We start from the raw sequence: 13,467 nt of genomic DNA, 5'->3' as shown, positions 1-13,467 counted from the left end.
TTCCGGGGTACCGCTTTTTCCTGACTGGGCCTCAACACCTACTACACCTGGGTCACCTTTATCGCCCTTGTCGCCTTTTTGACCATTTACATTTGTCCAGGTACCAGTAGCCGGATTATATACCCAGGTCCCGCTGTCATTCGTCACAATGGTAACACCTGCAGCGGGGCCGCCTGCACCGCCAGGTGTTCCGGGTGTGCCTGTTTTACCTGCCTGATTCTCGATTATTGTTGAATTACTACTCCTAACGAAAACCCATTTAGTACCATCATTATAATAAATACCAGGCATTACATCATTAACGGTAGATAGATTGTAAACCATCATACCGGTTACGTGCGCGGAAAGCGGAGCAGGATTATCTGTGCTAATTAAATTAACACGAGTATGGAGTAAGCCTTTGTTATTGCTTTCCAATTCCAAAATGGCATCCTTATTTGAAATGTTGGTACTCGACACGGTACCATCCTTTACCTTTTGCTGGGCAAAAGAAACCGAAATACTAAAAAGGACTCCGGTTAAACTGAGCAGTAAATGTTTATTCATCTAATTTGTTTTTAATACTTGATGTTTATTCTCACGAAGAGTATATAGGTAGGCAAGAGATTGAGCATTTAAAGTAGATGATCAAAAAAATAGTTATATACTGATTGTAAGCGTAATACGACTAATCCAAAAGATGAACCAAAAACATACATGGGTATTAAATGAAGTTAAGGGCGATTAGTGAAAGGTTATGGGTAAAATTTTACACGTATTTTCGGGTAATTTATTCCCCATATTGAGTATAATTCCCGTTTTAATTAGTGCCAATAAATTGCTTAAACTATATATATATTGACTTTTATCAACACATAAAATAATGACGACATAATAAGAGCTTATAGTTGTATTATAATGGGGTGTTTTGGGGAAGGTTTATATTAATTTGTCATAAAATTAATCATCTGTGGAGCGCCAGGGAAGTAGCGAGTTATAAACCCAACTAACGAAGTTTTGCTGGATGGCGAGAAGGGAAAACTTGGTCAGTCTTCGAGCCGATAATCCAAACAACTAACCATCTAATCAACCAAACTAAATCTAAACTGTTGAATTTTCACCACACTTTTGGCCTTTAAAATTCATTAAGTAACAAAACAGCTACCGGATGATGAGGAGGGGAAAATCAGTAAATCGATAAAAATTTGGCTTTAGCATTTTAGAAGGGGCGTAATCATATGCTATTCTGTTAAAACTGGCGAAGTTCTACCTCGCTTTTGGCCTTTGAAACTTCGCAAGTTAAAAACCCGACTGATGAAGTTTTGCTGGATGGTGAGAAGGGAAAACTTGGTCAGTATTTAGCGGTATCCAAACAACTAACCAACCAACCATCTAACCAACCAAACTAAATCCACATCTAAACTGGCGAAGTTCTGCCACGCTTTTGGCCTTTGAAACTTCGCAAGTTGAATTCTTAAAATTGGCAGAGTGGTTAAGACAAATAAATAGTAAAAAAAAATGTCCATTTAGTTATAAATGGACATTTCAATTCTATATAGGAAAATCTACAATAATCCGTACAAGCCATGTGCGTAAGTACGCAAGGAAGCTGAAACACTCTGCATCTTTTCCGGTGATGGTCCTTTAACCTTATAGGCTTCAGGATGTAACTCTAATGATTGATCGTTTGATGATTCTGTGGTGCTTTTATTGCTCAACGTAGCATGCTGTTCTTCACTTATTTTCAATGGGGCCATGTTAATAATTTTTTATATCAGAATAACATGCCTACAGAAAATAAGTTTGCTTATCAAGCATATTTTTATAAATTATTTTTCTATTGATGAGATCCAGTTTTCAGTATCTGAAACCTTGACAGGATCTGCACTGGCTATAATTTTTAATACGCCTCCAGCATTTATTTCTGCCTGGGTGATGTAATTCTTTTTAAAAGGCTTGCCATTTAAAAATGTGGCTTTGATAAACTTATTTTTCAGATCGAAGTTTTCTGTTTCAATCTTAAAGGTCCTTCCATTCGGCAAATGATAAGTTAATGAACGAAATAGCGGAACATTTAAGTAATAAACAGGAAAACCTACACATGCTGGAGAAAAGCCGCTGGCTGTAAAAATATACCAGGCGCTCATGGCTCCGGCATCATCATCCATAGTTCTTAAATAGGCTTGAGGTTCATTTTTATAGATTTTACCAATGTAGGAGCCAATGCCGCGACTATTATCATTAAAATAATTTTGAATTACCGTATCTGCCGCCAGTTGGTGCATCCAGTATTGAGATTTATAGCCCGATTTTGTTGCATTGTATAGGAGCGGCACCTGCAAATCTGGCTCATTGGCATGGTTATATAAGTCCTTTGCGAAGAATTGATCAAGATTGTCCAGAAATGATGCTTCTCCCCCATCCAGTTCGATTAACCCTTTTACATCATAGGGCACAAACCATCGGTATTGCCAAATGGTTACTTGGTACAAACCTCTTGCCTGCATGCGGTCTACGTCGTTTTTAGTTAAATCCCTAAAGTCCTTATTCCAATACTTTTTATACTCCAGTGCTTTATTCCTGTAAAAGGCAGATTTATCCTTATTCTTTAAAATAGCGAATACTTCTGCCAATGCCCAATGATCGTAACTTGTTTCTAAAGCCTTATCAGGCGATTTATAATCTAATCTATCTACTTCTTTAACCAAGGAATCTGCAATTTTCGCAAAATCAACTTTGTAGCCCTTCTGGTAGGCATCCAGAAGAACCACAATGGCATGCTCTGAACGTACGGTATTTGATGGCTCATTCTGACCTGCATAATCTTTTTTACCGGATTGATACAATTCTGCAATCGAAGTGATCATCCCGGCATATTCACTTTGATTAATGATGGAAAGTAAAGGCAATTGCGTCCGGTAATTGTCCCAGATGGCCCACCCATTGTAATGTATTTGTTTATCTTTCTGCAGCTCTCCTTTGGTATTCCGGTAGCTTCCGTCTTTTTCTGAAATCGCATATGGCGATTGCATGGTGCGGTACAAAAGCGAATAGAATAACTTCGAACTTTCTTCATCACCATGTACTTCAATTTTACTTAAATTGCGATTCCAATCCGCAGCACTTTGCATTTTGAACTGTTCAAATGAATCTTTATTAATCGTTGCTGCAGCTGCTTCTGCACTAACGGATGATAGAGCAACATCAATTTGAGCATCAACCGCATCATCTGAAAGCATTAAAATTAAACGGTGATTACCATTACCTTCCCAGTTCGCAACACCTTTAACGGAAAGGCAATAATAAATTTTGTATTTCCCTACACCGCAAGTTGTTCTGGAGATAATCCATCCTGAAATCGTATTCCCTTTAACCTGATGTTGTTCATCAACAAAGGCACCGTTAAAGGCATAACTTAAATCGAGATAGAATCCCTTTTTACCCTTCGGAAACCGATAAAGATGTTTTCCGGCATTTTTTAAAACACTTAATTGGGCGCTTATTTTATTCTCGAAGCCAACAGCATAATAACCAGGGCCAGCATTTTCGGTTAATTTAATTAAATCTGTTTTTGTAGGATCATTCCCTAAAAATGGTTTAATCAAAATATTGCCGCCTGAACCCTGACAGCCCACACCTTCAAAACGATTATGTGTGAATCCTTCAAATTTCTTAGCCAGAAACTCGTAGCCCGTATGGGTTTTAGGATAGGTTTGTGGTCCGATACTTAACATGCTAAAAGGATAAGATGCAGCGGGTGACATTTGCCCATGATCTCCTGAAGAACCTAAAAAGACATTAACCAAATCTACCGGTAGTTTACCATTAATGGAAAAAGAGTGATCATTTGATTGAGCTAAAACGTTTAACTGAATACATATGAAAATAGAAGTCAATCGGATAAAAAATTTCATTGTGTGATTTTAATACCCGCCCAAAATAATACTTTAGAATGAAGTTGATGTTATGTTACCATTTATTTACACAACAGCTAGACATCAAAAAGGCCATTTCAGATGAGTGAAATGGCCTTTAAAAATGATGTTGGTTGTCTATTTCCTCAACTTATTTAATCGCTACAGGTACAGAAATCTTATCCCAATCTAAAGAAAAACCAGTTTTAGTAATTTTATAAACCAAGCGCTCCTGAGTAGCTTTTAGAGCTTTAGTTTTTACATCAACGCGTAAAGCATCTTTACCTTCCTCATATTTGTAAGCACCCCATTGTTTTGGCTCTTTGTTAAAAATCGCGGTCCATGTTCCACTTTCTTTTGGGATCAAGAAGAAGCTATATTTTCCAGCTGCCAATGGTTTTCCTTCAACCATAATATCTTTATCTGTTTCGAAAGTAGTGGCTTCATTTGCACCAGCACGCCATACTTTATCGTAAGCTTCTAAACTTCCCCAGATTTTACGTCCCTTTACTGCAGGGCTACTGTAGTTAATGGTAATGGTTGCACCTTTCACTTTTCCGGTAACGGTTGCCGCAGGACTTGGTTTTGGCTGCGCATCTTGTGCCATGGCGCTTGCCGAAATGGTGATTGCTGTTACCAGCATGGTGATGGATTTAATCATCTTTTTCATATAGTATATTTGTTTTTGTTGTTTTTAATTTACGAATTTATGGCTTTAGCACGATAAAAACTATAATGCTAATGTCTAAAAGAAAAACATGCCGTTCATTATTATAATATTTATGGTTTTAATCTGGAATGCGATGGTTTATCTTTTGCGTCCTACAAATCGAATCACTGATCCTTGTCCGTTATGAAATAGCCCTTCGTTTAGTTCAATTTCCGTTTCAACCAGTTCTATGATTTCATAATTTTTAAAATCAGCTTTTATTTCGCCTATAGAGAATAACATATCGATCTCTTTTGGTCCGCCAACCTTTTCATTCTTTGCCAGGTAATCAAGATGTTTCTTGCTGAAAGCCTCAAAAATAATCAATCCATTTTTCTTTAGATAATGATCAAGTAATTGGTGATAAGAAGATTTAATCGCTGCCGGGAAATGCGCATAAATTAATGCAATTGCATCAAATTGTTCCGCTTTAAAATTCAATGATTCTAATTCACCAACCTGATAATTAATGGCGACCTGATGGTTTTCTGCCAATTGAAGCGCTTTATTTTTACCTTCAATACTGATATCAAAAGCAGAAACTACCCACCCAAGTTTGGCTGCAGAAACAGCATTTCTGCCCTCACCTTCTGCAGGAAAAAGTATTGTTCCTGCCTTCAGTTTTGATAATTGATCCTTTAGATAGATGTTTGGTTCTTCGCCATAGGCAAATTCACTTGTACTGTATCTGTCATTCCATCTTTCTACCCAAGCTTCATTCATATATTTGGTCTGTTTAACTATTCAAAATAAAGGTATTAAATTTGATGAATAGCTTGAGTTTGTAAATATCTGCTACATGTAAAAATAAAGATGACTAACTAAAGGAATGATCTATTGATTACTGATCATCTTTGGCCTGTAAAACAACAGACCCAAAGTCGAAAAAATGATCACCGCAGCTGCTCCAATTACATTTAACCAGAGAAAAGATACCACATCGAACTCATAAACGGCAATTACCGTTATTTCTGACAAGATAGCTGCAATAAATACCAAAAGGCCATCTATCTTTTTAAAATAAAACGCTACAAGAAAAATGCCCAGAATTGGACCATAAAAAAGTGACCCCAAAACATTTACGGCTTCAATTAGTGAGCCCATCTGCGTAGCAAACATAGCCACTGCAATAGAAAATATTCCCCAAGCCAATGTGTGTAACCGACTATACTTCAGTTCGGTTGCATCATCCATTTCTTTTTTACTGAAGATTAAATGTATGTCTTTTAGAGAACAGGCCGCCAATGAATTTAATGCCGCAGAAATAGACCCCCAACTGGCCAGGAATATCACAGCAAATAGTAATCCGATCATTCCAACTGGTAGCGTATTTTTCACAAAGTATAGAAAGATATAATTGGTATCGGTTTTCTCAGCATTAAAATTAGATTGATTAATGGCTTCCTCCACTTTGCCATGCAAATCTTTAACGTCCTTTTGGGTAGCCTTAAATTTTGCGATTGATTCATTTAATTCAGGAGAATGATTTTCCTTTTGAAGAAGAATAATTTTAGATTCCCTATTAAATTTTTCAGTTAAATCGCGATGCTCTTTTTCAAAAACAGCCGCTTTTTCTGGTTGAGTTTGTTTTAAAGATTGATATGATCGTTCATTGAAATAAATTGGGGCTGGTTTCAGGGAAAAGAAAGCAAATAATAATGCACCTATTAACAAAATAGCAAACTGCATCGGGATTTTAACCAAACCATTCAATAACAAACCCATCTTGGCATTGGTGTTATCCTTTGCGGTAATGTACCGTCCCACCTGACTTTGATCGGTACCAAAATAAGATAGTGCTAAGAAAAACCCACCAATCAGCCCACTCCAGATGTTATACTTGTCTTTCCAGTCGAATTCTGTGGTAATGACATTTAGCTTCCCAGATTTCCCGGCGAGATATAGCGCATCACTAAAACCAATCCCATTTGGCATATTTTGCACCAGCAAATAACCAGCGAAAGCCATTGTACCTAAAATGATCAGAAACTGTAATTTCTGGGTATGGGCGATGGCTTTTGCACCCCCCACGTAAGTGTAAATTAAAAGGATTCCACCGGTTAAAACATTGGTTAAATAGATGTTCCAGTTCAATACACTTGATAAAATAATACTCGGCGCATATATACTGATCCCGGTTGATAAGCCACGGGAAAACAAAAAAAGCAGAGACGTTAAAACCCTTGTTTTTTTATCGAAACGGTTCTCCAGATACTCATAAGCGGTATAAACATTCAGCCTTTGAAATATCGGAATGAAAGTAATGCAAATCACAATCATCGCCAATGGCAAACCAAAATAATACTGCACAAAACGCATTCCATCGGTATAGGCTTGCCCAGGAGCCGATAAAAAGGTAATGGCACTTGCTTGTGTAGCCATAATACCCAACAGCACAATGTACCAGGGCATTTTACTATCAGCCTTTAAATAAGATTCATTACTCTTTTGTCCGCGACCGATGAAAACCCCGTAAACCACAACGGCTAATAAAGTGAAAATGAGTACGCACCAATCGATATTACTCATGCCCAGAATTTAGTAAAGAGATAATAGAATACCACCTGAAATACCAGGGCCAGGGCCAGTAATATATACCATGTATTCCAGTTTTTGAGCTGATTTTTCATTTGGTTAAAATGTAATATTCATGATTGACGAGAATGAAAATTATATTGTTTCTTTTGCTCTTAATTAACCACCCCGCCTTTCAGGCACCCCTCCAGAGGAGGGGAATTGCGACCGTCTTAGAAAAACTGAGGGGTCATTCCCCTCTTTTAGAGGGGTGTCCGCAGGACGGGGTGTTTTATACGATCATTCCTATTTGTTTAATACCCACCAACAACGTAAATATCAAAACCGTCATGCTAAGCATCTTAAATTTCCCTATCGGTTGGTGTCTCACCTACCGAGATCTAAAAATTCATCTATTTCCCCGCCGATATAAAATTAAAGAACAACCTTGCCGCACCTACATTACCTGCAGGCAACTGACGGAAAAATGCCAATGGCGAATAAATAAAGTTTCCTTTTCCATATTTTGCGTACAGTGTAGATCCTTTCAAAGGCTCCTCTCCGGTATCATTCATTTCAAATAATGGCTCATATCTATTGTCCCATTGATCTGCAAAATATGCCCCACGTTCCTGTACCCAACCATTAAAATCTTGTGCGGTAATTTTATTTGGGTAGTTTAAAAGCTTATGATTCGGATTTAAAAATTTAACCGCCGCGTTCTCTTCTGTAACCCGCTTACTGCTGATAGTGAAAGGATAAACACCAAAATCTTGCAAAGCCATATCCTGAGTGGTATTGTATTGCATTACCATGGTTCCTCCGTTTTCTACATATGCCTTTAATGCAGGTTGCCAGTTTTTAATTCTCTTTTCTGTATTGATCACCCGAACACCCGTTACAATGGCATCGTAAGTGGCCAACTTAGCCGGATTCAAAATATCAGCTTCAGTTAACACATCCACCTGTAATCCTGCCTGACTTAAAAATTCAGGAATTAGATCTCCTGCGCCCTGAATATATCCCACTTTTTTCGCCAGCACCTTTATATCGCCTTTTAATAACCAGGTGCTTGCCGGCACAAAATATTGCAGAGAAGGCAAATGCGGATACTGAATTAAGACCTGGCCTTTTGTAAAGGTATTTTGCTCTGCAGAAAAAACAGCCTCTAGCTTATTCTGACTGGTCTTGATTTTCGATAAATCTTCCGCAGGAATTAAAAAATCTTTAATGGTTACTGTATTTTCCGGTAAATTGATTCCTGTAAAGCTTTTGATGATCACATTTCCAATCTTGAAATCTACTTTACCATAATTGATGGATTTAGTAGCTTTTAATCTTAAAGTAACTGCTAATCCTTCTTTTTCCCTGGCGAAATAAACAGGCTCAGCAAAACTTAAACCAAGTGCCGGAACAATTCGAAGTTGCTCTACCACATCGCCTTTAACAGGGTCTAATTTTTTGAACGACAAAGGTAACTTTACTTTAAACTGCTCTGTGCCAATTTTGAGCGATAAAACCACATTCAATGCAGATTCATTTTCGGCCAGGCCAATCAATGTATCATTGGTTACGCTAAAAGTAGCTGCATTTTTTGCAGGTTTTTCTAACCAGTAAGGTTCTGTTAGTCCTGCCCCTGCCGGAATTTGAATTTTACGTTCAATGGTGAGCAAGGAATCACCAGAAACCCTACGGTTTAAATTATCTGTTTGATTGATCCAGTTTACCTGTTCCAACAACACCGGAGCTGAAGCTCTGGCAATTACATTTAAACGGAAATTATAACTGTCGCCAGCAATCGCTTCTGCTTGGTTGGTTACCACTTCACCCATAAAGCCTGTACAGCTTAAAATGATATGGTCGATGGCAGCTAACTTATCTTTTCGAAGATTCACATCCTGCAGTTCAGCAATCTTTTTGCGCAGCATCAACAAACCGTGTAAACTCTTATCCGGATGGTTGTAATCAAAGGATAGAAGAGTAATATCAATCAATTCATCTATGTCATTAATCCCCCTATCAGACCAATTCATTGGAATCCTTTCAAACAAAGTTGCTTTAGCCTGATCGCCCAAAACAGGTGAAAAATATTCAGTTCGCACTCCGGCTACTGATTGTGTACCTGCGCCTTGGCTTTTGTGCAAACTTCTGCTTAATCCAGCCAGTTCACCATAACCCATTCCTAATTGGGCATCATACTGACCAACAGTAGCTTTTAACTGATTTTCGGCTGTGGTATTGGTTGATCCAAACCTAAAAGTATTCCAAAGTATCCGTTTTGGCTGAAAAACATTTACATATTTCAATTGATTGGGAAACGCCGTCTGATCTCCTGCCAGTTTAAAAGCTTTTTCAGCCACTACTGCAGAAGCAGCATGCTGCCCGTGGCCAGCTGCTGCTGTTGGTGGAAAGCGACAAATAATTACATCTGGTCTGAATTTCCGGATCACCCAAACTACATCGGCAGTAATGCTGTCGGCATCCCACTGTTTAAAGGTATCGTCGGTATTTTTAGAAAAGCCAAAATCAATGGCCCGGGTAAAAAACTGTTGCGCACCATCCAGTTTACGTGCTTCTAATAATTCATGTGTTCTGATTAATCCCAGAGCTGCACCCTGCTCGGTGCCTAAAAGGTTCTGACCGCCATCTCCACGCGTAAGCGAAAGATAACCCGTTTCTACATTTTGATCATTAATTAACCAGGATAGTAAACCCGTATTTTCATCATCAGGGTGTGCAGCAAGGTAAAGTACCTTCGGTAAATGCTTCAGTGTTTTCAGTTCACGGTAAATTTCTGAAGATTTCGCTGGTCGCACCTGTTGAGCTGAGCAGAAAACTGTAAAAAAACCGAGGATGAATACAATGGCTAATCTTTTAAACATAGAATTTGGTTTACGGAGCCAAATATGCTTAAAAAGGATTTATTTAAGGCGACCGTAAACGAAAAAGTACAAAAAGCTTACGCTCTATGTTTAAAAACAGATTCCAGCAAACGAATATACATCGTTATTCCCTCCTCAATTTCTTCAATGTATACAAATTCATCTGCCGTGTGTGATCTTGCAGATTCTCCCGGACCCATTTTTACTGATGGCATATCCAGCCAACCCTGATCAGAGCTTGTTGGCGATAAATATGTTTTTCTGCCTAACCCTAAACCTGCTACCACTATCGGATGAGACAAATCAATATTCGACGGATGCAAAATATTCGGACGAACATTAAAACTGGAAACAGTGTGATTGATAATCGTATTTAGAATTTCTCTGGAAGTATAATTATGATCAAATCGAATATCAACTGTAAAATGGCAACATCCGGGCACAATATTATGCTGCATACCAGCATCTATTTGCGTTACTGTCATTTTTACGGGTTGCGGTGCACCATCTTCAATTGGAAAATGATAGCTGGAAAACCAAGCAATATCTCTGATGGCTTTGTAAATCGCATTATCACCCTCTTCTCTGGCTGCATGACCTGAGCGACCTTTTGCTGTACAATCAATCACCATCGAACCTTTCTCCGCTATGGCCATTTGCATATTTGTGGGTTCACCAACAATGGCAAAACAAATTGGCTTCAACTCTTCGAGAATACATTTGATGCCGTTTCCACCTGAAGTTTCTTCTTCCGCTGTTGCGGCCAAACAAATATTAAAGGGCAAATCTTCGACCGCATAAAAATAAATAAAAGTAGAGATTAAAGATACGAGAGATGCACCGGCATCATTACTTCCCAAACCATATAACTTATCATCATATACCACCGCAGCAAACGGATTTCTGGTATATTGTTCATTTGGTTTTACGGTATCATGGTGCGAATTAAGTAAAATAGTTGGCTTTTGCTGATCGAAATACTTATTGTAACACCATACATTATTCTGTTTCCTTTTGGTATTAATCTGATGCTTCGCTAAATGTGATTCAATTTCATCAGCGGTTTTATCTTCAGCACCACTAAAGGATGGAATACTGATCAAGGTAGCCAGAAGGTTAATAGATTCGTTGTAAAGGATATTTAAATCGGGATGTGATGCTATCGTTTTATCTAAAATATTCATGGTAAGTTGATTAATGGATTGCTAGTGAATGTTGTTTTTCCTCTGCTAAGGAAGCATGAGTGACGATATGATCAATGTGCTCGGGGCTAAATAACATGGCGGTACATAAGCAGTTACACCGATTTTTTCTTTCCAGAATATCGAAGTTAGTACAGCTTGCACAACCGGCCCAAAAGGCTTCGTCTTTAGTGATCTGGTCAAATGTTACGGGTTCAAAACCAAGTTGACTATTCATCTTCATAATTGCTGCGCCTGATGTAATGCTGAATATTTTTGCCTGAGGAAAATTACGTCTGGACAGGTTAAAAATTCTGTTTTTGATGCATTTGGCAACGCCAGAATTTCTGAACTTTGGTTTTACAATCAATCCGGAATTGGAAATAAAATCCCCATGCCCCCAGGCTTCAAAATAAGAGAAACCTACCCATTCGCTACCACTGGTTAAAGCAATTATCGCTTTGCCAGTTTTCATCTTTTCGATTATAGATTCTGGAGTTCTTTTTGAGATCCCCGATCCCCTAATGATAGCAGAATTTAATGTCTCATTCACGATTTCGTCTGCATAGATGGCATCTTCTTTCGTGGCAACGCGTACAAATATTATTGGATTATTCATTTTTATTTAAAATTGCATAACCCGCTTATACAAACGGGATGCCTTGCGAACAACGATCACGTATCTTATTGATTATCTGCAGATAAAAATAAAATAGCCATAATTAAAATACTTAGCACGATAATTTAACTCACCAAAATGAAAGGCTTTTTTTCATTATGAATAGATTAAGCGTTCAGGATTTCAAAGCGATCTGAATCCTATAAACTAATGAACGATCAATTATCCATTGGTTTTAGACGATTCGTCATTTTTATCCTTAATATTGTAGCTTATTTCAAACCTATGAACGGGATCATCCTCATCATTGATGATGAAAAAAAAATCAGCAGTTTACTTTCCAGAATTATTGAATTGGAAGGTTTTAAAACCTTACAAGCCGCCACGGGCAAAGAAGGCTTAAAGCTTTTAAAAAATAATGATGTAAGTATTGTGATCAGCGATGTCAAATTGCCTGATGTAAATGGCGTAGCCATGGTTAAGGACATTAAACTACTGAAACCTTATGTAGAAGTGATTAATCTAACGGCTTACGGAACAATCTCCGATGGTGTTTTAGCGATCAAAAACGGGGCTTTTGATTACCTGGTGAAAGGTGATGATAATGATAAAATTATTCCTTTACTCTACAAAGCGATCGATAAAGCCAATCTGCAACAACGTGTTTTAGAATTATCGCAGAAAATTGCAGGCAAACATCATTTCAACACCATTATTGGTCAATCGAAAAAATTACTTGAAGCCATTGATTTAGCCAAGAGGGTAAGTCAAACAGATACCACTGTTTTACTTCTGGGAGAAACGGGAACCGGGAAGGAGGTTTTCGCTCAATCCATTCATTATGAAAGTCCGCGAACAGCGAAGCCATTTGTGGCGCTAAACTGTAGTGGCTTTAGTCCTGATTTACTTGAAAGTGAACTATTTGGATATAAGGCGGGTGCATTTACCGGGGCAAATAAAGATAAAAAGGGATTATTGGAAGAAGCTAACGGCGGTACATTATTTCTGGATGAGATTGGAGAAATGAACCTCGATTTACAAGCCAAACTGTTGCGGGTGCTGGAAAATCAAAGTTTTATTAAAGTTGGAGATACGCATACGCAACAAGTGAATGTGCGTATACTGGCGGCCACTAACAAGGATTTAAAAGCTGATGCTGAATCTGGAAAATTTCGTTCTGATTTGTATTATCGCCTCTCCGTTTTCACCATTATGCTCCCACCCCTGCGCGAAAGGAAAGCAGATATTCCATTGCTGGCAAAGCATTATTTAAATGAGTTTGCAATTAAATCTAACCGACTTCAATTGCATCTAGACGATAAAATTCTGGAGATTTTTGAGAAATATCAATGGCGGGGAAACATCCGGGAGCTAAAAAATGTGATGGAGCGTTTGGTCATTTTATCCGATGGGAAGGAACTTAATCTATCTGCCTTACCGCCTGAGTTTTTTGAGTTTGCACCGCTTCAAAATAATTTTAACCTTCAGCAAGTGGAAAAACAACATATTCAAAAAGTGCTCCTACATACCAAAGGCAACAAAACAGAAACCTCCAGGTTACTGGGAATTGGGCTTACTACGCTGTATAGAAAAATCGAAGAATATGGCATTATGGAGTTATAATACACATCTAATGAGCTGCTTTATTAGAAATATATTCGTTAAATTT

The 13,467-nt window shown here is 38.1% G+C and carries 10 protein-coding genes; 1 reads left to right on the top strand and 9 read right to left on the bottom strand.

The window, feature by feature from the left end:
- From EV200_RS00700 to EV200_RS00660, 9 genes are all read right to left on the bottom strand, one after another.
- On the bottom strand, positions 1 to 546 hold a 546-nt coding region (locus EV200_RS00700; protein WP_208864485.1), incomplete at its 3' end, for a hypothetical protein.
- A 998-nt stretch (positions 547 to 1,544) separates the two neighbouring features.
- Positions 1,545 to 1,736 (bottom strand): hypothetical protein, encoded by a 192-nt coding sequence (locus tag EV200_RS00695; protein ID WP_132528908.1) that lies wholly within the window; start codon positions 1,734 to 1,736, stop codon positions 1,545 to 1,547.
- 72 nt (positions 1,737 to 1,808) lie between these two features.
- On the bottom strand, positions 1,809 to 3,893 hold the full coding sequence (locus EV200_RS00690; protein ID WP_132528907.1) for a glycoside hydrolase domain-containing protein: 2,085 nt from the start codon (positions 3,891 to 3,893) through the stop codon (positions 1,809 to 1,811).
- A gap of 151 nt (positions 3,894 to 4,044) precedes the next feature.
- Positions 4,045 to 4,563: a DUF2911 domain-containing protein gene (locus EV200_RS00685; protein WP_132528906.1), complete on the bottom strand. Its 519-nt coding sequence runs from the start codon at positions 4,561 to 4,563 to the stop codon at positions 4,045 to 4,047.
- 138 nt (positions 4,564 to 4,701) lie between these two features.
- Positions 4,702 to 5,325, bottom strand: coding sequence for a class I SAM-dependent methyltransferase (locus EV200_RS00680; protein ID WP_132528905.1), 624 nt, complete (start codon positions 5,323 to 5,325; stop codon positions 4,702 to 4,704).
- 111 nt (positions 5,326 to 5,436) lie between these two features.
- Positions 5,437 to 7,131 carry a sodium:solute symporter gene (locus tag EV200_RS00675; RefSeq protein WP_132528904.1) on the bottom strand — a complete coding sequence of 565 codons (1,695 nt, stop codon included), beginning with the start codon at positions 7,129 to 7,131 and terminating at the stop codon, positions 5,437 to 5,439.
- A gap of 398 nt (positions 7,132 to 7,529) precedes the next feature.
- The gene (locus EV200_RS00670; RefSeq protein WP_132528903.1) at positions 7,530 to 9,998 is read right to left on the bottom strand and encodes a PIG-L family deacetylase; all 2,469 of its coding nucleotides are present in this window, start codon (positions 9,996 to 9,998) and stop codon (positions 7,530 to 7,532) included.
- A gap of 77 nt (positions 9,999 to 10,075) precedes the next feature.
- On the bottom strand, positions 10,076 to 11,182 hold the full coding sequence (locus tag EV200_RS00665; protein ID WP_132528902.1) for a M20 family metallo-hydrolase: 1,107 nt from the start codon (positions 11,180 to 11,182) through the stop codon (positions 10,076 to 10,078).
- 10 nt (positions 11,183 to 11,192) lie between these two features.
- Positions 11,193 to 11,798, bottom strand: a complete 606-nt coding sequence (locus EV200_RS00660; protein WP_188754129.1) for an N-acetyltransferase — start codon at positions 11,796 to 11,798, stop codon at positions 11,193 to 11,195.
- Positions 11,799 to 12,083: 285 nt separating this feature from the next.
- On the opposite strand from EV200_RS00660, the gene EV200_RS00655 reads away from it, so the two are divergent.
- Complete coding sequence (locus EV200_RS00655; protein WP_132529495.1) at positions 12,084 to 13,421, top strand: sigma-54-dependent transcriptional regulator; 1,338 nt, start codon at positions 12,084 to 12,086, stop codon at positions 13,419 to 13,421.
- Positions 13,422 to 13,467 lie beyond the last annotated feature (46 nt).

Source organism: Pedobacter psychrotolerans, from assembly GCF_004340665.1.
Classification (GTDB): Bacteria; Bacteroidota; Bacteroidia; order Sphingobacteriales; family Sphingobacteriaceae; genus Pedobacter; species Pedobacter psychrotolerans.
This window is presented reverse-complemented; position numbering and strand designations above follow the sequence as displayed.